The following is a 24,199-nucleotide window of genomic DNA, read 5'->3' as shown; positions in this document are numbered from 1 at the left end:
CGGGGTCCCGGCGTCGTCATGTCCGGGGTCCGCCGGCCGGTTCGGACCGGTCCCGCTCCCGGTTGTCGTCCCGGATGGGGTTCAGCGGCCGAGGGTGGGGCCGGTCAGGCCGTTGGTGCCCTTGCCGGCCAGGCACCGGAACGTACGCTCACCCGGCGCGAGCTCGTCGCCGTTGGGCGGTAGCACCTGGAACTGCCAGCCGCCGGTGCTGCGCAGCAGGGTGGCGACCCGGAAGGTGTTGTCGTTGCAGACCTGCTGCACGGTCGGATCGCGCCAGATCGCCTGGTGGTCGGAGGCGTCCACCTCGGCCGGCAGGTCGCCCGCCGCGTACGCCTCCCAGGTGTGCCGGCCGGCGCACGTCACCCGGCTGGCGTCGGCCTCGGTGCCGTCGATCCGCATCGGGCCGAAGCACTCCAGTTCGCCGGTGCAGCGGCCACCGCCGGGCAGCGGCACCCCACAACCGGGCAGCGCGCCGCCGGGCGCCGTCTTTGCGCCGGAGGCGGTCGGTGGCGCGGGCGGGTTGGTCGTACGGGCGTCGCTGCTGCGCGCCATCGTCGGGTTGTACCGGGCCACGTACCAGGAGCCGGTGGCCGCCGCGACCATCAGCACGAGTACGCCGAACCCGCCGAAGAACCAGCGCAGCCGGCGGCGGCGCGGGTTGGTCCGTACGGTCGGGTGGTCGTCGTCGTAGCGGGCGGCGGACGGCGGACGGGGTGCCGGCACGCCGTCCCGGGCGGCCGGGCGGACGGTCGGGCCGTGGCCGGCGGAGGTCGTGGCGCCGGACGCCGTGCCGCTGTCGTGCGGGTGCGGGTACGGTCCGGTCGGGCCGGTGTAGGAACTGCCGTAGGACGGTGATCCGGTCGCGGGCGAACCGTAGGCGGGTGACCCGGTCACCGGGTAGCCGTAGCCGGGCTGGCCCGGTACCGGTGTGCCGGAGGCGTTCGGCGCGCCGGAGACCGGGTTCGCGGGGAACGGGGACGCCGGGAAGGGTGCGCCGGAGATCGGCGCACCGGAAATCGGGATGCCGGAGACCGGGGCGCCGGAGATGGGCGCTACCGGTCCGAGCGGCAGCGCGGCGAGCAGGTCCCGGAACTGTTCGGCGGACGGCCGGGCCTGCGGGTCGTTGGCCATGCCGAAGCGGAGCACCTCGATCAGCTCGGGCGGGATGCCGGGCAGGTCGGGGATCGGTTCGTTGAACAGTTCCATCAGGGTGATCAGGCTCGGGTTGCTGTCGGTCCGCCAGCGCGGCGGTTTGCCGTGCATGACCGCGTAGAGGGTGGCGGCGAGCGCGTAGACGTCGACCGCCGGGGAGGGCGGGCTGTGCCGGAACATCTCCGGCGGCGCGTACGCCGGGGTGAGCACCTCCAGGGTGACCGACGAGTCCCGGACCTCGGCCAGTACGGCGAGCCCGAAGTCGGCGAGCACCGCCGGGTTGAAGTGCGAGTGCAGGATGTTCGCCGGTTTGACGTCGCGGTGCAGGACTCCCATGGCGTGCGAGTGGGCCAGCGCGTCGGCGATCTTGACGCCGAGGTCGCGGGCCTCGGCTGGGCCGAGTGGCGAGGTACGCATCCGTTCGGCGTACGAGCCGTCGCAGAGTTCCATGATCAGGTACGGGTGCTGGTCGACGGTGACCCCGGCGTCGAAGAGGTCCACGACGTGCGGGTGCGACGACATCCGGCCGGCGGCCCGCGCCTCGCGGAGGAAGCGGCGCTGGTCACGTTCGCTACCGAGGGTGCGGTTCTCCACCTTGACCGCCACCTGGCGTCCGACCGACCCCTGGGTGGCGCGGTAGACGGTGGCGTAACCACCCCGGGCAAAAACGTGCAAATCCGTCAGACCAGGCACTATGGGCTTCGGTAGCGCGCCTGGCGGGGTGTCGGTCACAGTACGAAAATACCGAAGAGGGCGGACGCGTCAGCGGCCCGCATCGGTCGGCGACCGGACAGCAGCGGTCGCCGGGGAGATCGAAGCCAATTCCGGGCGTCGAGAATCAAGCCACAGCCCGACCCCGGTGGCCACCGCACCCAGCCCCTCCCAGGCAGCTACACCGAAAAATTTCCCGGGCGCGGACCCGGACACCACGAGGGTGGTGAAGACGCTGAACGTGACCAACCGGAAAATCACCGTGAAGCGGAAGAACGCTCGCCATTCAGTGTGCGCCGCGACCAGGTAGTAGACGCCCATGTTCACCGCCGCCATCGACGACGCCGCGATGTACGTACGGGTGTAGTCGCCACTCGCCCGGTCGGCCGCCTCGATCACCTCGAAGCCCAGCAACCGCAGCAACGCCTCCGGCCGGATCAGCCCGACCAGCCCCAGCACCAGGGCGAGTACGCCGAAGACGGCGATCGTCCAGCCCGCAGCCGAACGCGGCAGCTTCATCCGTCTCCTCCAGACACCCGGCACGCGCAGACGGCCCGGCAGCCCAACGGGCGGGGTGTGCACCCCGACGCCGTCCGCTGTGGACCGTGGAAGATCTACGCTAGCGGCTGCACGGAAGCCCCGGAGTCGGCCAGACCGGCAGAGTCGGCCAACCCGGCGACATCGGCCAACGCGGCGGCCTTCGCCAACGCCGTACCGTCCAGCGGGCCGTCACCGTCGGTGGCCGCAGCGGCGATCGGGGCGGGCAGGTGCGGTGCCAGTTCAGCCCACAACGCGTCCACCCCGGCCCGCTCACTCGTCTGCTGCGTCGAGTACGCCAACCGCACCGCCCGCGCGGCGGCGACGGCGGCCTCGGCGTACTCGCCCGTCGCGGCCAGGGTCTCGGCCAACGTCCGACTCGCCAGCACCAGACTGCGTACGTCCTCGGCCGGTGCCGCGATCGCCCGGCGGGCCCAGTCCAACGCCTGCACCGGCTGGCCCTCGGCGAGCAGCGCCGAGGCGTACCGGGCCAGGGTCTGCTGGCGGGAGAAGAGCAGCGACGGGGTGCCAGCCGTGGTCGCCAGCGGCGCCAACAGCCCCACGGCGGTGCTCGGGTCACCGGCGGTCAGGCGGGCGGTGGCCAGCAGCACCCGCGGACCGACCTGCGCCGGCGCCAACGGATTGTGCGGCTCGATCGCCGCCAGCACCGCCCGCGCGTCCCGCTCGGCCGTCTCCACGTCGCCCCGCTCCAGCGCCACGAATCCGCGCAGCGTGCCGGCCAGGCCGGTCAGCAGCGGGTGCGCGGTCCGCTCGCCGTACGCCAGGGCGTCGCGCAGCAGGTCGGCGGCGTGCTCCGGCTCGCCCAGCCCGCGCGCCACCACCCCGCGTACGACCAGGGCGAAACCCCGGCCCCAGTCGTCGGAGACGGCGGCGAAGTCCCGGTACGCCCGGCGCGCCGCCCGGTCGGACTCGGTCAGCTCGCCCAGCTCGGCGGCGGCGAACGCCTCCACCGCGCGCAGTGTGCCGACCGCCCACGCCTCACCGACCCGCTCGCCGAACGGCAGGAACACCCGGGCCAGCCGGCGGGCCTCGGCCAGCCGGCCGGCGAGCAGCCGGGCGAACGCGGTGGTGCCGCGCAGCCACGCCTGACCGACCGGATCGTGGGTTTCGGCGAAGAGTCGCGCCGCCCGGCCGAGCACCGCGTCGGTGCCGGCGAAGTCGCCCCGGGTGGTGGTCACCCAGGCCAGGTTCTGCAACGACCACGCCTGCCCGCGCCGGTCGTCGGCGGCCAGGTTGACCTGGTACGCCCCGGCGAACCGGCTGCTCGCCTGGCTCAGCCGGCCGTTGAAGAAGTCGCTCATGCCGAGCCGACGCATCGCCGAGGCACGGGGTGCGGGCAGGTCGGCGGCGGTGGCCACCTGCAACGCGTCCTGCCAGGTGTCGACCGCCCGCCGATGGTCACCGATGGCCTGGTACGCCTGCCCGGCGACGAGCAACGCACCGGCCCGCCGGACCGGGTCGTCAGCGGCGTTGGCGCCGATCTTCTCGGCGAAGGTGAGCGCGTCGGCGGGCCGCCCGATCTGCAACAGGGCACGGGCGTGCACCAACTGGTCCGAGCCCGGCACCTCCTCGCCGGCGAGCGCGATGGCGCGTTCGGCGTACTCGACCGCGAGGGCCGGTTCCCCGGCCGCGATCGCCTTGCGGGCGGACCGGTTCAGCGCGCTCACGCCCAGCGGGGCAACCGTACGGGCCACCGAGTCGGTCCGCAGGCCGACCGCGTCGGCAAGCGCCACGGCCCGTTCGACGTGCTCGGCGACGAACGCGTCCCGGAGTTCGTCGGGCAGCCCGGACCGGTCCCGGACCGCTCCGAGCACACCGTCGACTGTGACCACCGCACCGTCGACCGGCCCGAGCCCGTCGACCGTACGCAGCAGCCCGTCCGCCGGTCGCGGCAGTTCGGCCGGGGCGGCCCAGCGGGCCAGCGCGGCGTGCCGCTCGGCCAGGTCGGCCTTGCCGATCCCGGCGTACGCGGCCTCGCGCATCAGCGGGGTGGCGAAGGTGTAGCCGTCGCGGGTGCGGTGCAGCATCCGGCGTTGCAGCAGTTCCTCGACGGCCCGGTCCAGTTCGGCGGTGTCGACCGAGGCGGCGCCGCCGTCGCGCCCGGCCCGCCGCTCGCGCAGCGCCTGTAGCGCGCCGGCCGGCACGGTGTCCCCGATGACGGCGGCGTCCCGCAGCACCGATCGGGCGTCGGCCGGGAGCGCGTCGATCCGGGCGGCGAGCACCGCGGCCAGGTCGCGGGAGAGCAGCCGGCTGCCCAGCGACCCCGGCACCAGTCGCCAGTTGATCGCCGGTCCGATGCCGGTGGGGCCCGGGATCGCCGCCTCGGCCGCCTGTTCCCGCGCGCCGAGCTCGGTGAGCGCGCCGCGCTCGATCAGCAGGGTGACGAGTTCAGCGAGGTAGAACGGGTTGCCCTGGGCGGTGGCGAGCAGCCGGTCGGTGTCGGCCTGCGGCAGCCGGCCGCCGCCGAGGTAGGTGGTGAGCAGGCGGGCCGCGTCGGCACCGCGCAGCGGCGGCAGGGCGTTGACCTCGGCGTCGGCGACCCCGGTCAGGGCCCCTGCCGTACGGACCAGTTCGGGACGGCCGAGCAGCAGCGCCAATACCGGCCCGGTCAGCCGGGACAGGGTCTGGCCGAGGGCGTCGACGGTTTCCGGGGTGGCGTCGTGCAGGTCGTCGACGATGACCACCATCGGGGTCTCGACGGCGAGCGCGCTGAGCAGGTCGGCGACGGCGGCCGGCACCGCACCCGCGTCCGGGACCGGTCCGCTCGGCGCCCACTCGGCGGCACCGGCCGGTACGCCGGCGGCCGGCGTCAGGTCGGCGTAACCGAGCAGGGCGAGCAGCAGGTCGGCGGCGATCGGTGGCTGGTCGGGGCGGAACCGGGCCAGGCGCTGGCCGAGCCGGCGCAGCCGCTCCTCGACCACCGGCCGGGTGAGTGCCGGGTTCCCGCCGCTGGGCAGGCCGACGGCCGCGCGTACGAGGTCGGCCAGCGGCGCCAGCCGGCGCCGTTCGCCGAAGGCGGCACAGCGTACGGAAAGCACCCGCGCGCCGGTGTGCGCGGCGAACCGCCCGGCGGCGACGTCGTAGCCGGCGGCGAGCCGTTCGACCTCGGCCGCGAACCGGGACTTGCCGACGCCGGCCTCGGCCGTCATCAGCAGCACCCGCGACTCGCCCCGGTCGATCACCTCGGCGAGCCGGCCGGCGACCCGACCGATCTCGGTTTCCCGGCCGACGAAGGGCGCCTCGTCACCGAGCCCGGACCGGGTGCCGGGCGCGTCCAGCAACCCGAGCAGTTCGTACGCCTCGACCGGTTGCCGTTTGCCCTTGAGTCGCAGCGGGCGCAACTGCCGCCAGGAGGAGACGTGTCGGGTGGCGGCGGCGGTGCTGGCCCCGGCGTAGACCGCGCCGATCGCGGCGGCGTCGGCGAGCCGGGCGGCGGTGTTCACGGTGTCGCCGATGACGGTGTACTCGATCGCGGCCTGGATCCCGGCGACCACGTCGCCGCTGTTGAGGCCGACCCGCAGGCCGAGCGGGGCTCCGCCGCCGCGTTCGTCGTCGAGCACCCGGCGGACGGCCCGCTGCATCGACAGGGCGGCCCGGACCGCTCGTTCGGCGTCGTCCTCGTGGGCGACCGGGGCGCCGAAGACGGCCATGATTCCGTCGCCGGTGAGCTTGTCGACGTGTCCGCCGAAGGTCTTGACCGCGCCGGCCAGCGAGGCGAGCACCCGGTCGGTGACCGCGCCGACCCGTTCCGGGTCGAGATCCTCCGACCAGGAGGTGAAGTCGGACAGGTCGCCGAAAAGGACGGTAACCACCCGTCGTTCGGCCGCCGGAAGGGTCGCGGCGGCCGGCAGCGCGGCACCACAGTTGTGGCAGAACCGCGCGCCGGGCACGGCGACGGTTCCACACACCGGGCAGGTCACGGGAGGTCCAACCCACCGGCCCCCGGCCCGGATTCCCGAATTTCGGGACCGGATCCGTTTTCTCGGGCGAGGGCGGAGTCGTCTTCCCGGGCGAGGGCGGGGTCACCTTCCCGCGCGAGGGCGGGGTCACCTTCCCGGGCGAGGTAGTCGAGTTGGGCGCGGACCGACCATTCGGCGGCCCACCACAGCGACCGGTCGACGTCGGCGTAGACGGCGGCGACCACGTCGGGGGCGGTGCTCGCACCGTTGGCGACGGCCTGCCGTACCTGGTCCAGCCGGGCCCGCCGGTGGGCCAGGTAGAACCGGGCCGCGACGGCGCAGTCGGCGAGCGCCGGTCCGTGTCCGGGCAGGGCGGGCAACCCGTCGTACGCGCTGAGCAGTTCCAGGCTGTCCAGGTAGTGCCCGAGGTCGCCGTCGGGTTGGGCGACGACGGTGGTGCCCCGGCCGAGGATGGTGTCCCCGGTGAACACCGCCGCCGGCGCCTCGCCGTCGACCAGCGTCGTGGGTTCGACCAGGTAACAGACCGAGTCTGCGGTGTGTCCCGGAGTGTCCAGTGCCGCGAACTCCAACCCGTACGCGTCGAAGCTCTCGGTCGCTTCGAGCGGTTCCGTGCCGACGCAGTGCGCCGCGTCCGCCGCGAGTACGCGGGTCCCGCCCAGCAGGTCGGAGAGCCGGCGGGCGCCCTCGACGTGGTCCGGATGCCCGTGGGTGACCAGGATGAGGCCAATCGGCCCGTTCGCGGCGATCGTGGCGAGGTGTCCCTCGTCCAGCGGGCCCGGATCGATCACGACCCCGACCCGTTGGCCGGCGGCGCGCAGCAGCCAGGTGTTGGTGCCGTCCAGGGTCATCGGACCGGGGTTGGGTGCGCGCAGCAGCGTCACCCAGCTCGGTAGCTGGTCGGCCAGCGCGGCAGCCGGCGCGATCACGTGGCCCGTCATGGCTGGAATGGTACGACCAGCCCGTGACACACCCGTGTCGAGTTTCCTTCAGCTATTGCTCTACCCGCGCGATCTTGCGCCTGCGGCGGCGGACGTACCCGCACACAGGCGACAATTCACCACGCCTCAGGCGCAAGATCGCGAGTGGTCGACCGGGTCAGGCGACCTCGACGATGACCTCTACCTCGACCGGGGAGTCCAGCGGCAGCTCGGCCACGCCGACGGCGCTGCGTACGTGCCGACCGGCCTCACCGAAGACGGCACCGAACAGATCCGAGGCCCCGTTGAGTACGCCCGGCTGACCGGTGAAACCCTCCGCCGAGGCGACGAACCCGGTCACCTTGACGATCTTGACGACGTTCTCCAGCCCGACCAGCGAGTCGACGGCCGCCAGCGCGTTGATCGCGCACCGCTCGGCCAGGTCCTTCGCCTGCTCGGCGGAGACACCGTTACCCACCTTGCCGGTGGCGAGCAGCTTCCCGTCCACCATCGGCAACTGCCCGGAGACGTAGACGTGGTGGCCGGACTGCACCGCCGGGACGTACGACCCGAGCGGTTGCACCACCTCGGGCAGGCTCAGCCCCAGCTCGGCGAGCTTGGCGTGTGGCCCGTTGCTCACGACTTCGGTCGCTTGAGGTACGCGACGAGCTGCTCCGGGTTCGGACCCGGCACCACGCCCACCAGCTCCCAGCCGTCCTCGCCCCAGTTGTCGAGAATCTGCTTGGTCGCGTGCGTGAGCAGCGGCACCGTGACGTACTCCCACTTCTGCATCGCTGGCTGGCTCCCTGTTCTTGGCTGCTTCGCCGGACGGCGTACGGATGTGCCGGACAGCCTACGGGCAGCGTCCGGCCGGTCCCGGTCCCGCCACCCCCTCCGGCTGGCCCAACTGACACCGGGCGGCCGGGGCAACGCCGGACGGCGGCATCCGTCCGATCGGCGGCGCCATCCCCTGTGGTTCGCGGCGCCATCCCCTGTGGTGCTGGTGTACGACGGCTACCCTCAGCCGCGGGCGGGCACGTATGCTCTCTCGCCAAGCCTGATCACTGCGCCAGCTCCGCGCGGCCCTGCCGGTGAGCGGTGGGCGGCCGTGGGGATCGGCGTACCGAGGCCCTACGGGGGAGACGATGAGCCAACCGCCCAACGGCGGCTCCGCGCAACCGCCGGGCGGTCAGCCGCCCCACGCCGACGAGCCCACGCAGCCGACCCCGGTGACTCCGGAACCCGGACCAGCGGCGACCGACGGCAACCCGGCGGCCGAACCGGACGCCACCACGTCGGACCAGACACAGCCCGCCACGCCGCAGGCAACCGAGCAGGCGCCGCCGGTGCAGGCGGAGCAGACAGGCTCGGCGGCGGCACGGTCCGAGTGGGGACCACCCACGGACGCCGCCGTACCGCCGACACCGTCGGGAGAACCGGTCGCCGACCAGGCCCCACCGACCCAGGCCATCCCGGAACAGACCCAGCCGGTCCCCGGGCAACCCCAGCCGATCCCGGGACAGACCCCGCCGACCCAGCCGATCCCGGCCCAGCCCTGGTCGGGACAGCCCGCACCCGGTGCACCCCAGCCGGGACAGCCGGTGTCCGGGACGCCGTACCCGGGACAGCCGGTGTCGGGGCAGCCCTATCCCGGTCAGCCCGTGTCGGGGCAGCCCTACCCCGGTCAGCCCGTGTCCGGGCAGCCGTACGCCGGGACGCCGTACCCCGGGCAGCCGTTTCCGGGTCCGGCGCAATTCGGGCAGCCGGGGTATCCCCCGCCGCCGGGCTACCCACTGCCCGCCCAGCTGCCGAGGAAGAAGCGTGGGCTGCTGATCGCCTCGATCGTGCTGGCGGTGGCGGTGGTGCTCTGCGGTGGCGGTGGACTCGCCGCGTTCCTGGTGCTGCGCAGCGCGGAGACCGGTCAGGGCGCACCCAGCGCGACCGCCGCGGTGGACGGTTTCCTCAAGGCCGTCTACACCGAGAAGGACGCCGACAAGGCGGCCTCGCTGGTCTGCTCGCAGGCGAACGACAGGGCCGCGGTCGTCGGCAAGGTCGACGAAGTGAAAAAGCTCTCGCAGACCTACAAGACGCCCCGGTTCAAGTGGAACCCCCCGAAAGTGGACGAACAAGCCGATGACCGGGCGATCGTCTCGGTCCAGCTCACGATGACCACCGCGGACGAGAAGACCGCGGAGCAGCAGCTCAAGTTCACCGTGATACAGAAAACCGGTTGGCGCGTCTGCGAGGTGGGCTAGCTCGTGGCGTAGAGGCTACGGCTGGTTACGCTCGTATACGTGCGAGCAGGCGATGGGTCGGTCGGTCAGCCCGAGACGGGCTGGCCGGCCCGTCTGCACGTGGTAACCGGCAAGGGCGGGACCGGGAAGACCACCGTCGCCGCCGCCCTGGCCCTCGCGCTCGCCGCCGAGGGGCGGCGCACCCTGCTGGTGGAGGTCGAGGGCCGGCAGGGCATCGGACAACTCTTCGGCACCGGGCCGCTGCCGTACGAGGAGCGGCGCATCGTCACGCTTCCCGGCGGCGGTGAGGTACGCGCGCTCGCCGTCGACCCCGAAGAGGCGCTGCTCGAATACCTGGACATGTTCTACAAGCTCGGTGCCGCCGGTCGCGCGCTGCGCAAGCTCGGTGCGATCGACTTCGCCACCACCATCGCCCCGGGTCTGCGGGACGTGCTGCTCACCGGCAAGGTCAAGGAGGCGACCACCCGGACCGCCGACAAGCGCCGGGTGTACGACTCCGTGGTGCTCGATGCCCCGCCCACCGGCCGGATCGGTCGTTTCCTGAACGTCACCGCCGAGGCGGCCCGGCTGGCCAAGGTCGGCCCGATCAAGACCCAGAGCGAGGGTGTGGCGGCGCTGCTGCGCTCCCCGATCACGGCCGTGCACGTGGTCACGCTGCTGGAGGAGATGCCGGTCCAGGAGACGATCGACGCGATCGGCGAGCTGACCAAGCTGCGTATCCCGGTCGGCCGGGTGATCGTCAACAGCAGCCGGCCGCCGCTGCTGGCGGCCAAGGTGAGCCAGGCGGAGCTGCGCCGGGGGCTCGCCGCGGCCGGGCTGCCCGCCGACCGGGCCACCGTCGCCGGCCTGCACACCGAGGCCCGCGACCAGCTCACCCGGCGGGAGCTGGAGGAGTCGCTCCGGTCGGATCTGGTCGAGCTGGGGCTGCCGTTGGTCGAGTTGCCCCTGTTACCCGATGGGGTTGACCGAACGGCTCTCGATCGGCTCGCAACGGTGCTGGCCAGCGCCGATTGACTCACACCTGAGCGCTGCCCTGGGCAGTGGGCGGTCCAATCCCGATACGCTCGGAACGTGCCTGCCGATCAACCAGCGCCGCCGCTGGACGTCGATCAGATCCTCGCCGATTCCGGCGTACGGATCGTGGTCTGCTGTGGCTCGGGCGGCGTGGGAAAGACGACCACCGCGGCGGCGCTCGCGCTGCGCGCGGCCGAGGTGCACGGACGGCGTACGGTCGTGCTCACCATCGATCCGGCCCGCCGGCTGGCGCAGTCGCTCGGCCTGACCGAGCTGGACAACACGCCCCGGCAGGTCAAGGGGATCGACGTGGAGGCCAGCGGCGGCGAGCTGCACGCCATGATGCTCGACATGAAGCGGACCTTCGACGACGTGGTGCTCGCGCACAGTGACCCCGTGAAGGCCGCAGAGATCTTCGCCAACCCGTTCTACCAGGCGATGAGTTCGACCTTTGCCGGTACGCAGGAGTACATGGCGATGGAGAAGCTGGGTCAGTTGCACGCTCGGGGCGAGTGGGACCTGATAGTGGTCGACACTCCGCCGTCCCGGTCGGCGCTGGACTTCCTGGACGCGCCGGCCCGGCTGTCCCGCTTCCTCGACGGGCGGATGCTGCGGCTGTTGCTGGCGCCGGCCCGGTCCGGTGGGCGGAGCATGTTCAGCCTGGTCACGGCGTCGTTCGGGATGTTCTCGCGGGCGGTGCAGAAGGTTCTGGGCGCCCAGTTGCTGACTGACCTGTCCGGCTTCGTCGCGGCGCTGGACTCGATGTTCGGCGGTTTCCGGCAGCGGGCGGAGCAGACGTACCGGATCCTGCAAGCCAGGGAGACGGCGTTCCTGCTGGTGGCGGCACCGGAGCCGGACGCGGTACGGGAGGCGGCGTACTTCGCCGGGCGGCTCGGCGAGGAGCGGATGCCGCTGGCCGGGCTGGTGATGAACCGGGTGCACCGCACGGTGGTGGACGAGCCGACGGCGCAGGAGAGTCTGGCCGCCGCCGATCGGCTGGCCGAGTTGGGCGGTCACGAGACGACGGTGGAGACGCTGCGGGTGCACGCCGCGCTGGCCCAGCAGGCGGCCCGGGAGCAGCGGGTGGCGGCGGCCTTCACGGACGCGTACCCGCAGGTGCCGACGGTGGCGGTCACGGCGCAGCCCGCCGACGTGCACGACGTCGACGGGCTGCGAACGATAGGCGCCGCGATCAGCCGGTCGTGACCAGAGACTTGTCCTTGTTCTTCAGCGCGGCCTCGAACATCTTGCGCCAACTGGCCACCTGCGGGTGTCGACGCAACAGGGCCCGCCGCTCCCGCTCGGTCATGCCACCCCAGACGCCGAACTCGATTCGGTTGTCGAGCGCGTCGGCCAGACACTCGTAGCGCACCGGGCAACTTCGGCAGATCCGCTTCGCTACGTTCTGTTCTGCGCCCTGTACGAACAGCGCGTCAGGGTCACCGTTCTGACATGCCGCCAAAGTGGGCCAGTCTGTGATCATGCCCATCTGTTCACGTCCCCCCTTGCTTTCCCGCTACCGACTCGTGCCGATCAGCCGGCCACTAACCCCCCGGCCATCCGTCGCGCCTGCCCCCAGGCGGCACGGACGACGTGCGATTTCCCTCGCCGGACCATCATGCTCTGTAGTCGACTGATTACGCAACGTTGTCGGCCAAATTCATTAATCCGGACACTCCGGGCTTCTTGCCCGGTCGTCTGTGCTGTCTACCCGGCTGCGATGTACGAAAACGCTGCGGAGATCCGTCGGATAGAGGAGACTCGGCAGCACGGTGCCCGCAACCGCATGCCTGGGTCCGTGCGTTTAGCACAACGAGAGCAGCGCCCGCAGGAAATGGGGAAAGTACGCGGAGCGCGACCTCGATGCTGACTCACGTACCCTGACGAGGTGACCCGGATGCGGAAACGCGACCACAATGTCTTTGCCAACGGCGCATCGCTACTGATCTGTGGCCTGCTGGCCGGGGTGGTGGTCGCTGCGGCCGCCTTCCCCGCGGTGGCGATGTCCGGCCTGGCCGCCAAGGCCGGCGCCGAGACCTTCGACAAGCTGCCGACCGAGCTGACGGTCAAGATGGCGCCGCAGATCAGCTACCTCTACGCGTCGGACGGCAAGACGGTGCTCGCCACCATGTACGACGAGAACCGGCGCGACGTTCCGCTCAAGGACATCGCCCCGATGATGCAGAAAGCCATCATCGCCGCCGAGGACCACGACTTCTACGAGCACAACGGCGTTGACATGAGGGGAATCGCCCGCGCCTTCGTCGCCAACAACAGCGCCAACCAGACCACCCAGGGCGCCTCCACCCTCACCATGCAGTACGTCCGGCAGGCGATCGCGTACTCGGCGACACACCCGCAGGACGTGGTGGCGGCCACCGAGGACACCACCGCGCGCAAGCTGCGCGAGATGCGCTACGCCCTCCAGATCGACAGCGAACTCTCCAAAGAGGAGATCCTGGAGCGCTACCTGAACATCGCGCCCTTCGGCAGCGGTGCGTACGGCGTCTTCGCGGCCAGCCAGGTCTATTTCAACAAGCACCCGAGGGACCTGACGATCGAGGAAGCGGCGATGCTCGCCGGCCTGGTCAAGGCACCCTCGGAGTACAACCCGACCACCGCCAGCGGCTACCCGCAGGCGGTCACCCGGCGTGATTACGTCATCGAGAACATGGTCGACATCGGCGCGATCACCCGGCAGGAGGCTGACACCGCAAAGGCGGTCAAGCTGGTCATCACCGGCAAGCGCGCACCAAACGGATGTGTGGCTACCAGCAAGAACCACTGGGGCTTCTTCTGCGACTTCTTCTACCGCTGGTGGATGGACCAGGAGACCTTCGGCGCCACCACGTACGACCGGGAGCGGCGGCTGAAGTCCGGCGGCTACAGCATCGTCACCACGCTCGACATTCAGGCGCAGGAGGCGGCGAAGAAGTCGGTCGAGAAGTACCTCCCGACCTCGCGCAAGGAAGCGTTGATGCTCGCCGGCATCGAGCCCGGCACCGGCCGCGTACGCACCCTGGCGGTCAACCGTAACTTCAAGCTCGACGACCCGGACAAGCCGGCGAACGGGCCCTCCACCAACCCGAAGGCCCGCAAGGGCGCCCGGGGCACCTACCCCAACACCACGAACCCGCTACTCAGCGGCGGTGGCGACATCACCGGCTACCAGGCCGGCTCGACGTTCAAGATGTTCACGATGGTGGCGGCGCTGGAGAAGGGCCTGCCGCTGGCGACGACCATCAACGCGCCGGAGGAGTACGTCTCCAAGTACCCGGTCGGCTTCAACAGCGACGCCGCGTGCAAGGGCACCAACAAGTACTGCCCACGCAACGCCAGCAAGAGCATGGCCGGTCCGCACAACATGTGGAGCGCCTTCGGTGCCTCGGTGAACACCTACTTCGTCCCACTGGAGGAGCAGGCCGGCGCGCTCAACACGATCAACGTGGCGAAGCGGCTCGGCATCCAGTTCCGGTCGAGCAAGGACGCCGACATGGCCACCGCGGAGGGCGGCGGCGACCTCTGGGGCGCGTTCACCCTCGGTGTCTCCGCGACCACGCCGCTGGACCTGGCCAACTCGTACGCGACCCTGGCGGCCGACGGCAAGTACTGCGAACCGATCCCGGTGCAGGAGATCCGCGACCTGAGCGGTAAGACGCTCGACATCGCGAACCCCCGCTGCGAGCAGCGGTTCAAGACCGAGGTCGCCCGCGCCGCCATCGACGCCGCCCGCTGCCCGGTCGGGGACAACTCGTCGACCACCCAGTGCAAGGGCCGCACCGCCGCCGGCGTACGCGGCATCGTGGGCAAGCCGGTCGCCGGCAAGAGCGGCACCACCGACTCGGACCGGACCGCCAGCCTGGTCGTCACGACCAAGCAGCTCGCCGTGGCCGGCATCCTGGCCGACCCGGACTGGCCCGAGACCACCGAGAAGATGGACCACGACAAGGTCAACCCGGCCGTGTACGAGACGCTGCGGGACGCGATGAAGGGCAAGCCGGCCCAGCAGTTCGTCGCGCCCAGTGGCAAGCTGGTCCAGGGCGACCAGCGGTCCATCCCGAACGTCGAGTGCCAGTCGATCGAGTCGGCCCGGTCCCGGATCAAGGGCGCCGGCTTCGAGGTGGACGTGGCCCGGTCGCAGATCAACTCGAAGTGCCCGGCCGGCACCGCCGCCGGCACCAGCCCCGACGGACGCACCATCAAGGGCGGCGTCGTGGTGATCCAGGTCAGCAACGGCAAGGGCGGCGGCAGCCCCACGCCGGGCGGAAACGGCCCCGTCCGGCCCGGTACCGGCCCGGACGGCCCCAACGTGGTCCGACCCCCGGGCGACTGACCAACGGGTACGCAGAACAGTGATGGGCGGGCACCGGAGGGTGCCCGCCCATCGTCGTCATGTCCACCGGTGCCGCCACCCGGACCCATCGATCGGGACCGGAGCCGGCGAGCCGGTCAGGAACCGGCGAGCCGGTCAGGAACCGAGCTGTCGCCGTACCTCGGCCGCGACCCGACCACCCTCGGCCCGGCCGGCCACCGCAGCCTGGCTCGCCTTCATCGCCGGGCCCAACTGGGCCTTGCCGTCGAAGCCGCCGACGGCGAGCGCGCCCCGGACCAGCTCGGTCAACTCCTCGTCACCGAGCTGCTTCGGCAGGTAGCGGTCCAGCAACTCGCCCTCGGCCCGCTCCTTGGCCGCCTGCTCGGTACGGCCCGCGTCAGCGAACGCGGTTGCCGCCTCCCGGCGCTTCTTCGCCTCCTTGGTCAGCACCGACAACACCTCGTCGTCGGAAAGCTCCCGCTTCACCTTGCCGGCGACCTCCGCGTTGCCGATGGCGGCGAGCGCCAACCGCAGGGTCGACGTGCTCAGCTCGTCCCGCGCCTTGAGAGCGGTACGCAGGTCAGCGGTCAGGAGGTCCTTCAGCGTGCTCATGACTCGTCAAACTACCCTGGTCGCCATGCAGAAGCGCACCGTATTCCGACTGGCAGCCGGCACCGTCGCGGCCGGAGCGGCCACTCTCGCGTACGCCTCACTCGTCGAGCGAAACCTGTTCACCCTCCGCCGGTTCGACGTACCGGTGCTCGACACCGACGCGGAGCCGCTGCGCATCCTGCACCTCTCCGACCTGCACATGACCCCCGACCAGCGGCGCAAACAGCGCTGGGTCGCCTCGCTCGCCGCCACCGACCCGGACCTGGTGGTGGTGACCGGCGACAACCTGGCCCACCCCGAGGGCGTACCGGGGGTGCTGCGGGCGTTGCAGCCGCTGCTGGACGTACCGGGCGCGTTCGTCTTCGGGTCCAACGACTACCGGGGCCCGGTCTGGAAGAACCCGCTGAGCTACGTCCTGCCGGAACGGGACTACGTGCAGGGCGTCGACCTGCCGACCGAGGATCTGCGCGACGTACTGGTCGGGGCCGGCTGGGCCGACCTGAACAACTCCCGTACGACCATCAGGGCCGGCGGCCGTACGGTCGAACTGGTCGGGGTGGACGACCCGCACGTCGAGCGGGACGACTACGCGTCGGTGTCCGGGCCGGTGTCCGAGCAGGCCGACCTCACCATCGGGCTGACCCACTCGCCCGAACCACCCCTGCTGGACGAGATGGCGGCCGACGGCTTCCAGCTGCTGCTCGCCGGGCACACCCACGGTGGCCAGGTCTGCGTGCCGTTCTACGGCGCGCTGACGACCAACTGCGACCTGCCGCTGTCGATGGCCAAGGGCCTGCACCGGTGGCCCGGCTCGGACGCGTGGCTGCACGTCTCGGCCGGGGTCGGCACCCACCCCACCGCCCCGGTCCGGTTCGCCTGCCGGCCCGAGGCGTCGCTGCTGACCCTGATTCCGCGCTGACCGGCCGGACCGGACCGGGGCGTCCGGGTGGCCCGACAGGCTCCGGTCCAGGTGGGCGCCCCGCCGGGATACCGAATTTGACCACCGGGGCTGGTGGGCTACTATTTGTCGGCAGCTCGGGGTGTAGCGCAGCTTGGTAGCGCGCTTCGTTCGGGACGAAGAGGTCGTCGGTTCGAATCCGGCCACCCCGACGAGTTGAGGGCCAGGTCAGAGCAATCTGACCTGGCCCTTCGTCGTTCGTGGCGCATATTCTCACCGATCAGGCCGAGGACCTGCCATGACGAGTGGCAGGTCCTCGGCCCACCGGGTTCGGGGGTCGTCGTTTACTTCGGCGGGCCCAGCGGTTGCCAGTGCACCCCGTCCTCCGACCGGTAGATGGTGTTGTAGTCCCGGTACAGGAAGAGGTCCTTGTCCACGGCGATCGGTGCTATTCCGATCGGCGGCAGGCCGACCGGTGCGAACGGCTGGTAGACCCGGCCGTCGGTGCTCTCGAACAGCCTGATCGGAGCGGTCGGCTCCGCGCGGTCGATCACCACGTGCCGACCTCCCGCGACGACGAGGCTCCGCGGTGTCCGGGGCACGTCCCACGATCGCGCGTCGGGATTGGTCCGCTTCCAACTCTGCCCACCATCGGTGGTGCGGTAGATCCGGACCGGTCCCGCCCCGGCAGCGAACATGGCGAAGGCGGTCTGACCGTCCGCTGTCCGTACCTCCGGCCTGCTGATACCCAGACGAACCGGAGCCTGGTCCCCGACCTGCTTCTCCGCCTCGAAAATCGACGTGACCCAGCTCGCACCGCCGTCCCGACTGACCGCGACGGCCGGCCTGCGGGTGGTCGGATCCAGGCCCTCCAGCCACACCCCGGCACTGAGCGGAACGGCGATCTTCTCGTACTGGGTCAGGGGGGGCTGGTTCGCCAGCGGGGCGATCCGGCCCATCTCCGGATCGACGGCGTAGAGACGACCGCGTTGGGTGGGCTGGGTGTTCGTCGTCATCAGATCCATGACGACACCGCCCGAGGGCGGCGCCGACTCCACCGGTTCGTCATCGACAACGAGGTCTCGCCAGGTGGCTCCGGCATCAGCGCTGATCCGCAGGGTCGCTTCCTGGGCGTGCGTCGTACACTCCGGCGCCGGCCGCAGGCACGGCTCCTGGCTCGGCTTCCGTTCCCAGATGCCGGCCATGATCGCGCTCGGTCCGACGACCCGAATCAGGTCGGATTTGTCGAGCCGGAGGCTCACCGCGAGCCGGGTCTGCCACGTACGTCCACCGTCCTGCGAGCCCATCAGCCAACCCTGGCAGTCGTCACAGTCCTCGACCACCGCGTAGAGGTGGTCCGGGTCCCCGGCCAGGAGTTCGCGTACCACCGGAGGCGAACTGGACGCCGGCCTCGACGGCAGCACGGCCGGCGCCGGAGGGGACGTGGGGGCGACGGGGCCGGACGGGCTCGGGGTGGCCGCCGGAAGATCGCTCGCGGCGGGTCGGGTCACGGTCAGTCCGGCGGCGCCGAGCACCGCCACGACCGCCAGCCCGGCTCCCGCCACCACCAACTGCCTTCGGGTACGCAGCCGCCGCGCACGACGCTGTACGAGGTCGAAGCCGGGCTGCTGGGTGATCCGGCCCACGTCGACGAGCAGGCTGTGGAAGTCGGCACTGGGCACGCCCTCGCGGCCACCCGGTTCAGACAGGTTGTGGTCCAGGTCGACCGGCTCGTTCTCACGCATGGCTGATCTCCTTCCGGATGGTGGGTCGTTCTTCGGCGGGGGCGGCCGGAGGCTCGTCGGCCAGTTCGCGGGCCAGCAGGGCCCGCCCGCGGGAGAGCCGGGCCTTGACCGTGCCGACCGGCACGCCGAGCATCGCCGCGACCTCGGTCACCGGCAGGTCCGCCAGGTGGTAGAGCACCAGTGCCTCACGGGTCGGCCGGCCGAGCTTGCGCAATGCCGCGACCAGGGCGACCCGATCGGGGCTGAGCCCGGGGACCTCGTCGGACTGGTCCACCCGTCCCGAGCGGATGAGCCGGTCAAGGGCCCACCTGCGCCGGTAACGGCTGCGGGCGACGTTGAACGCGACCGTACGCAGCCACGCCTCCGGGTCGGTGATCTGGAGAAACTGCTGTGGTCGGATCAGCGCTCGGGCGTACGCCTCCTGCACGACGTCCTGCGCCTCGGGCAGGTCACCGGTCAGTCCGTAGACCTGCCCCACTAATCGCTGGTAGTACGCCTGGTATGCCTGATGCACCGCATCGACGCCATTCATCCCTGCTCCCTCCGGCATCGGTCATAGAGGGGACCAGCGACCGCAGCGCCAGGTTGCATCGGGTCCGCCACCACCCGTCAACGCGGTACGCGGACACACTCCGGGCCGGCGACAAGCCGCATGATCAACCTGTGACAGTGCCCACACGGACGGTGCCGCCGACCGGCCGCCAAGGGTGGTCAGCGCCTGGCGGCACGGCGACCTGGCCGGATTCATGATCCACTCAGGGAAGCCGCCAAGAACCCGTGGGTAATCTTGGTGACGCGCCGCCGGGCCTGCCACCTGGCGACCATCCCTCCCCTGCCCCTCCTGGAACGACAAAAGGTGCCCCCGGAACTCGAACGAGTCATCACCGCCGCAACGGCCCGCCTCCCCCTGGCGTCGACCGCTCTGGAGGCGTGCCAACTCACCGTTGCCGCCCTCGGGCGGCACGCGACGGCGCGGATCTCCGTACTCCTGCCGCTGCACGACCGGCTCCGACGGGTTGCCGCGACCGGCTCCTGGCAGATCTTCGCCACCGTCCCCCTGGACACCGGCGCCGCCGGCCGGGTCTTCACCTCCGGCCGGGCCCGGACGACCGAGGCGGCGCCCGACGGCAGGCCGTCGCCGACCTCCATCGCCGACGGCGCCCTGACGCAACCGGACGTCGTCGCCCAGACCTGCGTACCCGTGATCTCCCCGACCGGCGCCCCGATCGGGGTGCTGACGCTCGACTGGACCGAGAAGGTCGACCTGGCGGCCTGGCAGGCCACCGCCGAGCGGGTCGCGGCCCGGCTCGGCGCCCGGATCACCCAACTCGGTGGCCCGCCGGTGGAGAGCCGCGACGAGAAGCTGCTCCGGCACGCCGCCACCCTGACCGCCGCCTCGGACGAGTCGGACCTGGTCGCCGCCGCCACCAACGCCGCCCGGGACGTGTCCGGGCTCGACTCGGCGATCCTGCTGCTCTGCGCCCCCGGCGGGCTCCGGCCGGCCGATCCGGGCGGGGACGGCGGCGGGCGCGACGATGCGCAGTGCCGGCTCCGGGCCAGGCTGACCGGCGAGGACACACACGCGGCGCTGGCCCGGCTGATGGAGCGGGTGCACGACTGCGGTTCGACGTACACCCTCGCCCAGGCCGGCACGACGACCGGCGCCGACGAGTACGACCCGCCGCTGCCGGACGGGGTCGGCACGCTGATCGCCGTACCGTTGGGTCCGGCCGACACCGGCGGCCTGCTGCTGGTCGCCGACGAGCGGGTGCGGCGACCAGATCCGACCACGGTCAACCTGCTGGAGTTGCTCGCCGCGCAGGCGTGGATCTGCCTGGACCGGCTGCGTAGCCTGGCCGGGCTTCGTGAGCGGGCCGGCTCGGACCCGTTGACCGGGCTGCGCCACTACGGTTCGTTCGGGGAGCGGATCACCGCGACCACCCCGGGCCGCACGGCGCTGCTCGCCATCGACGTGGACGACTTCAAAATCGTCAACGACACGTACGGCCACCAGGCGGGTGACCAGGTCCTGGTGGAGCTGGCCCGGGCGCTGGAACTGGCACTGCGCCAGGGCGACGAGTTGTACCGTGTCGGCGGCGACGAGTTCATCGCGGTGATCGAGGTCGGGCGCCCCGAGGAGGCGGCCGGGATCGCCGAACGGCTGGTCGCCGCGGCCCGCCGGATCGGCCGCACGATCAGCGTCGGCGTGGCCCTGCAACACGACGCCGAGTCCCCCGAACTGACCCTGCGCCGCGCCGACGCCGCCCTCTACGACGCCAAACGCGAAGGCCGCGACGGCATCCGCCTCTCCGCCGCCTAACGCCCCACCCCCTTACCCCCGTTGCCCTTACCCCCTTCCCCTCGCCCCCTTGCCCCCGCGCGACCCATTCGCCCGTCGATCTAGGGCAAATACGTGTGAGTTGATCTCTAATCACCACCATTTGCCCTAGATCGACGGGGCTGGGGGTGGCGCGGGGGTACCCCCGGGGGGGGTACGGGGGTACGGGGGGCGGGGGGTTAGCGGGTGGGGGAGGAGTATTCGGCGGCTAGGAGTTCGGCGATCTGGGCGGTGTTGAGGGCGGCGCCCTTGCGGAGGTTGTCGCCGGTGATGAAGAGGTCCAGGGCTCGTGGGTCGTCCATCGAGCGGCGGATCCGGCCGACCCAGGACGGGTCGGTGCCGACGGCGTCGATCGGCATCGGGAACTCGCCCCGCTCCGGGTCGTCGACCACGATCACGCCGGGCGCGTTGCGCAACGCCTCGCGGGCGCCCTCAGCGTCCACCTCGGACCCGAAAACCGCATGTACGGCCACCGAGTGCCCGGTCACCACCGGAACCCGTACGCAGGTCGCGGAGACCTTCAGATCGGGCAGGCCGAGGATCTTGCGGGACTCGTTGCGCATCTTGAGTTCCTCGGACGACCAGCCGCCGTCGCGCAGTGTTCCGGCCCACGGCACCACGTTGAGCGCCAGCGGGGCCGGGAACGGGCCCAGCTCGTCCCCGACCGCCTGCCGTACGTTGCCGGACCGGGAGCCGAGCCCCCGGTCACCGGCGATCTTCGTGAGCTGGTCGTGCAGGGTGTCCACGCCGGCCTGACCGGCCCCGGAAACCGCCTGGTACGACGCCAGCACCAGCTCCCGCAGGCCGTACTCGCGGTGCAGGGGCGCGATCGCGACGATCATGCCCAGGGTGGTGCAGTTGGCGTTGGCGATGATCCCCTTGGGCCGGTTGCGTACCTGCTCCGGGTTGATCTCCGGCACCACCAGCGGCACGTCCCGGTCCATCCGGAAGGCCCCGGAGTTGTCGACGGTCACCACGCCCCGGGAGACCGCGATCGGCGCCCACTCGGCTGCGACCTCGTCCGGTACGTCGAACATGGCCACGTCGACGCCGTCGAACGCCTCCGGCGTCAGTGCCCGGACGGTCAACTGCTCGCCCCGACAGAGCCGCTGCTGCCCGACCGACCGCGCGGACGCGATCAGCCGGATCTCACCCCACACGTTCTTTCGCGACGAGAGCAGGTCACACATCACGGTGCCGACGGCACCGGTCGCCCCGACGATCGCAAGGGTGGGCAGCTGGCCCATGAGGGGTTACCTCCCGGTTCCGGCGTACACGACGGCTTCCTCTGTGCCACCGAGGTCGAACGCGTCGTGCACAGCGCGGACCGCGGCGTCGAGATCGGTGTCCCGGCACACCACCGAGACCCGGATCTCCGAGGTGGAAATCATCTCGATGTTCACCCCAGCCTCGCCGAGGGCAGCGAAGAAGCTGGCCGCGACACCCGGGTGGGAGCGCATGCCGGCACCGATCAGCGACACCTTACCGACGTGGTCGTCGTAGAGCAGCCCCTTGAACTTGACCGGCTCCTGGATCTTGCTGAGCGCGGCCATCGCCGTCGGGCCGTCGGTCTTCGGCAGGGTGAACGAGATGTCGGTGCGCCCGGTGCCCTCGGTGGAGACGTTCTGCACGATCATGTCGAGGTTTATCTCGGCACTCGCCACGGTCTCGAAGATCCGCGCCGCCGCGCCCGGCTCGTCCGGTACGCCGACAACAGTGATCTTCGCCTCGCTGCGGTCGTGGGCGACCCCGGTGATCAGCGCTTGCTCCACGGCGGGTTCCTCCATCGATCCGGTGACCATCGTGCCGGTGTTGGTCGAATATGACGAGCGGACATGGATCGGCAGTTGCGCTCGGCGCGCGTACTCGACGCTGCGCAAGTGCAGCACCTTCGCGCCGCAGGCGGCCAACTCCAACATCTCTTCGTACGTGATCTGCTTGATGTGACGTGCGTTGGGGACGATTCGCGGATCGGCGGTGAAGATGCCGTCGACGTCGGTGTAGATCTCGCAGACGTCGGCGTTGAGCGCGGCGGCCAGCGCCACCGCCGTGGTGTCCGAACCGCCCCGGCCCAGCGTGGTGATGTCCTTGGTGTCCTGGGACACGCCCTGGAAGCCGGCGACGATCGCGACCGCGCCCTCGTTCAGCGCCCCCTGCAACCTGCCCGGGGTGACGTCGATGATCCGGGCCTTGCCGTGCACCGAGGTGGTCAGCACGCCGGCCTGGGAACCGGTGTACGACCGTGCTTCGTACCCCAGGTTGTGGATCGCCATGGCGAGCAGTGCCATCGAGATCCGCTCGCCGGCGGTGAGCAGCATGTCCAGCTCGCGGCCGGGCGGCAGCGGGCTGACCTGGTGCGCCAGGTCGAGCAACTCGTCGGTGGTGTCCCCCATCGCGGAGACCACCACGACCACGTCATCTCCGGCCTTGCGAGCGGCGACGATCCGCTCGGCGACCCGCTTGATCCGTTCGGCGTCGCCGACGGAGGATCCGCCGTACTTCTGCACGACCAGTGCCACGACGGTCTACTCCTTCCACGGCCGGCTGACCCAGCCGACCACCACGCTGCCGACCGGCCGGTTTCCACCGGTCGGGGGCAGCCTGCTCCGATCAACCCGGAGCGTGCCGACGCCGCCGGCCACAAACCGACGGCGCCGTATGAACGACCCTCAGGGTACCGGCCCGGCAGGGACCGGGGGCAGCCACGATCCCACCATCCGGCCCACCCCGGGCGGTACGGCGGGCGGGTAGCGGTGATGCCCGCGACACGCCGAACGCCGCCGACCCGACTGACTGATCAGTACGCCCGGACGCACCCGACAATGGCACGATGCGCTCGGAAGCCGCCCCTCCCGACACCGATCCGGCCGCCCCTCGGCCCGACCGGCCCCAACCGTCGGCACCGGTCACCAATCCCGGGTCCGGGTCCGGGCGGTCTGGAACCCGTGCCGGACTCGGCGGCGGGTCGCGGGTGGTGGCGGGTGTGCTGCTGGTCGGCTGGGCGGGGCTGCTCGGCGGGTGCGGGGGCGGCGACGTACCGCCGGTCGACCCGCCGGCGGTCGACGGTTCGGTGCCGGTGAGCGAGTCGGCGTCCGCCCCGGCCGGGGTGACCGACGCGCGGGCGCAGCTCGCCGGGCTGGCCGCGGCGGCCGAGGACCGGCACCTCACCGCCCGCTACACGCTGTCCCAGTCCGGCCAGCCGAATCGGACGGTGACCCTGGTCAGTGCCGCCGACGGCAGCTGGCGGGTGGACATTCCGGGCGGGGCGCTCGGCGGCATCGCCGACGTCGCTATCGCGCAGACCCGCGACGGGATCTTCCAGTGTGGGCTGCCCTCGGACCGGCGCCCGGACCCGTCGACCTGCGTGCGGGTCGCCGCACCGGACCGGGCGCTGCCCGCCGGCATCGACCCGAGGGTGCAGCACGTCTTCACCGACTGGCGCAAGGTGCTCACCGATCGCCAGGCGTCGTTGGCGATCTCGACCAGCCAGCCGTTGCCGAACTCGCGGGGCGCGTGTTTCTCGGTCGACTCCACCGCGGCCTCGCTCAGCGCCCCACTGGACATCGGCATCTACTGCTTCGACACCGACGGCACGCTCACCGCGGCCCGGCTGGGCTTCGGCACCCTGCTGCTGACCGGCAACCCGACGGCGGCACCGCCGACGGTCACGCTGCCCGGCCCGGTGGTGTCCGGCCCGGCGCTGAAGACGGCCGCGCCGCCCACGCCGAGCGCGGACCCGACGCCCGGCAGCACCCCGACCAGATGAT

17 protein-coding genes, 1 tRNA gene and 3 pseudogenes are annotated in these 24,199 nt (G+C 71.6%); 8 read left to right on the top strand and 13 right to left on the bottom strand.

The genetic code is table 11. The features are described from left to right. Positions 1 to 81: 81 nt before the first annotated feature. The 7 genes and pseudogenes from OG792_RS00310 to OG792_RS00285 form a co-directional block, all read right to left on the bottom strand. Positions 82 to 1,845 carry a serine/threonine protein kinase gene (locus tag OG792_RS00310; RefSeq protein WP_329106199.1) on the bottom strand — a complete coding sequence of 588 codons (1,764 nt, stop codon included), beginning with the start codon at positions 1,843 to 1,845 and terminating at the stop codon, positions 82 to 84. A gap of 69 nt (positions 1,846 to 1,914) precedes the next feature. Beyond that, positions 1,915 to 2,382 (bottom strand): hypothetical protein, encoded by a 468-nt coding sequence (locus tag OG792_RS00305; RefSeq protein ID WP_329106197.1) that lies wholly within the window; start codon positions 2,380 to 2,382, stop codon positions 1,915 to 1,917. Positions 2,383 to 2,636: 254 nt separating this feature from the next. Continuing rightward, positions 2,637 to 4,190 (bottom strand): annotated as a pseudogene (locus OG792_RS34585) (adenylate/guanylate cyclase domain-containing protein); the annotation flags it as partial. 131 nt (positions 4,191 to 4,321) lie between these two features. Then, positions 4,322 to 6,341: pseudogene (locus OG792_RS34580) on the bottom strand (adenylate/guanylate cyclase domain-containing protein); the annotation flags it as partial. Between the two features lie 131 nt (positions 6,342 to 6,472). Continuing rightward, a pseudogene (locus OG792_RS00295) lies at positions 6,473 to 7,279 on the bottom strand (MBL fold metallo-hydrolase); the annotation flags it as partial. Between the two features lie 157 nt (positions 7,280 to 7,436). Beyond that, complete coding sequence (locus OG792_RS00290) at positions 7,437 to 7,898, bottom strand: RidA family protein (protein ID WP_329106195.1); 462 nt, start codon at positions 7,896 to 7,898, stop codon at positions 7,437 to 7,439. Continuing rightward, a complete protein-coding gene (locus OG792_RS00285; protein ID WP_329106193.1) occupies positions 7,895 to 8,050 on the bottom strand; it encodes a hypothetical protein in 156 nt (51 codons plus the stop codon). The genes OG792_RS00290 and OG792_RS00285 overlap by 4 nt, the downstream gene beginning before the upstream one ends. 839 nt (positions 8,051 to 8,889) lie before the next feature. Here OG792_RS00285 and OG792_RS34575 point away from each other — a divergent pair. From OG792_RS34575 to OG792_RS00270, 3 genes are read left to right on the top strand one after another with little or no spacing between them, the layout of a single operon-like run. After that, on the top strand, positions 8,890 to 9,513 hold the full coding sequence (locus OG792_RS34575; protein ID WP_442932431.1) for an Rv0361 family membrane protein: 624 nt from the start codon (positions 8,890 to 8,892) through the stop codon (positions 9,511 to 9,513). Positions 9,514 to 9,552: 39 nt separating this feature from the next. Next, positions 9,553 to 10,527: an ArsA-related P-loop ATPase gene (locus OG792_RS00275; protein WP_329106189.1), complete on the top strand. Its 975-nt coding sequence runs from the start codon at positions 9,553 to 9,555 to the stop codon at positions 10,525 to 10,527. Between the two features lie 57 nt (positions 10,528 to 10,584). Then, entirely contained in the window at positions 10,585 to 11,733 is a 1,149-nt protein-coding gene (locus OG792_RS00270; RefSeq protein ID WP_329106187.1) for an ArsA family ATPase, read from the top strand. Here OG792_RS00270 and OG792_RS00265 read toward each other — a convergent pair. Then, entirely contained in the window at positions 11,720 to 12,016 is a 297-nt protein-coding gene (locus OG792_RS00265) for a WhiB family transcriptional regulator (protein ID WP_326561641.1), read from the bottom strand. The genes OG792_RS00270 and OG792_RS00265 overlap by 14 nt on opposite strands. 408 nt (positions 12,017 to 12,424) lie before the next feature. Here OG792_RS00265 and OG792_RS00260 point away from each other — a divergent pair, with 408 nt between their 5' ends. After that, a complete protein-coding gene (locus tag OG792_RS00260) occupies positions 12,425 to 14,860 on the top strand; it encodes a penicillin-binding protein (protein WP_329106183.1) in 2,436 nt (811 codons plus the stop codon). A 135-nt stretch (positions 14,861 to 14,995) separates the two neighbouring features. Here the strand turns inward: OG792_RS00260 and OG792_RS00255 are convergent, their stop codons facing one another. Then, the gene (locus OG792_RS00255; RefSeq protein WP_329106181.1) at positions 14,996 to 15,451 is read right to left on the bottom strand and encodes a GatB/YqeY domain-containing protein; all 456 of its coding nucleotides are present in this window, start codon (positions 15,449 to 15,451) and stop codon (positions 14,996 to 14,998) included. Between the two features lie 25 nt (positions 15,452 to 15,476). Between OG792_RS00255 and OG792_RS00250 the strand changes: the two genes are divergently transcribed. Further along, positions 15,477 to 16,370 (top strand): metallophosphoesterase, encoded by an 894-nt coding sequence (locus tag OG792_RS00250; protein WP_329106179.1) that lies wholly within the window; start codon positions 15,477 to 15,479, stop codon positions 16,368 to 16,370. A gap of 117 nt (positions 16,371 to 16,487) precedes the next feature. Further along, a tRNA-Pro gene (locus OG792_RS00245) sits at positions 16,488 to 16,561 on the top strand. Between the two features lie 132 nt (positions 16,562 to 16,693). Here OG792_RS00245 and OG792_RS00240 read toward each other — a convergent pair. Both OG792_RS00240 and OG792_RS00235 read right to left on the bottom strand, forming a co-directional pair. Continuing rightward, positions 16,694 to 18,094: a sialidase family protein gene (locus OG792_RS00240; protein ID WP_329106177.1), complete on the bottom strand. Its 1,401-nt coding sequence runs from the start codon at positions 18,092 to 18,094 to the stop codon at positions 16,694 to 16,696. Beyond that, entirely contained in the window at positions 18,087 to 18,626 is a 540-nt protein-coding gene (locus tag OG792_RS00235; RefSeq protein WP_329106175.1) for an RNA polymerase sigma factor, read from the bottom strand. The genes OG792_RS00240 and OG792_RS00235 overlap by 8 nt, the downstream gene beginning before the upstream one ends. 324 nt (positions 18,627 to 18,950) lie before the next feature. Between OG792_RS00235 and OG792_RS00230 the strand changes: the two genes are divergently transcribed. Further along, on the top strand, positions 18,951 to 20,414 hold the full coding sequence (locus tag OG792_RS00230; protein ID WP_329111018.1) for a sensor domain-containing diguanylate cyclase: 1,464 nt from the start codon (positions 18,951 to 18,953) through the stop codon (positions 20,412 to 20,414). Positions 20,415 to 20,611: 197 nt separating this feature from the next. On the opposite strand, the gene OG792_RS00225 is transcribed toward OG792_RS00230, so the two are convergent. Then, on the bottom strand, positions 20,612 to 21,679 hold the full coding sequence (locus OG792_RS00225) for an aspartate-semialdehyde dehydrogenase (RefSeq protein WP_329106173.1): 1,068 nt from the start codon (positions 21,677 to 21,679) through the stop codon (positions 20,612 to 20,614). Between the two features lie 6 nt (positions 21,680 to 21,685). Continuing rightward, entirely contained in the window at positions 21,686 to 22,951 is a 1,266-nt protein-coding gene (locus tag OG792_RS00220) for an aspartate kinase (protein WP_329106171.1), read from the bottom strand. A 311-nt stretch (positions 22,952 to 23,262) separates the two neighbouring features. Here OG792_RS00220 and OG792_RS00215 point away from each other — a divergent pair, with 311 nt between their 5' ends. Beyond that, complete coding sequence (locus tag OG792_RS00215) at positions 23,263 to 24,198, top strand: hypothetical protein (RefSeq protein ID WP_329106170.1); 936 nt, start codon at positions 23,263 to 23,265, stop codon at positions 24,196 to 24,198. Position 24,199 lies beyond the last annotated feature (1 nt).

The organism is Micromonospora sp. NBC_01699 (assembly GCF_036250065.1).
In the GTDB taxonomy this organism is placed as follows: Bacteria; Actinomycetota; Actinomycetes; order Mycobacteriales; family Micromonosporaceae; genus Micromonospora_G.
Note: the sequence above shows the minus strand (reverse complement) of the source record. Positions and strands in the feature narration are given on the sequence as shown.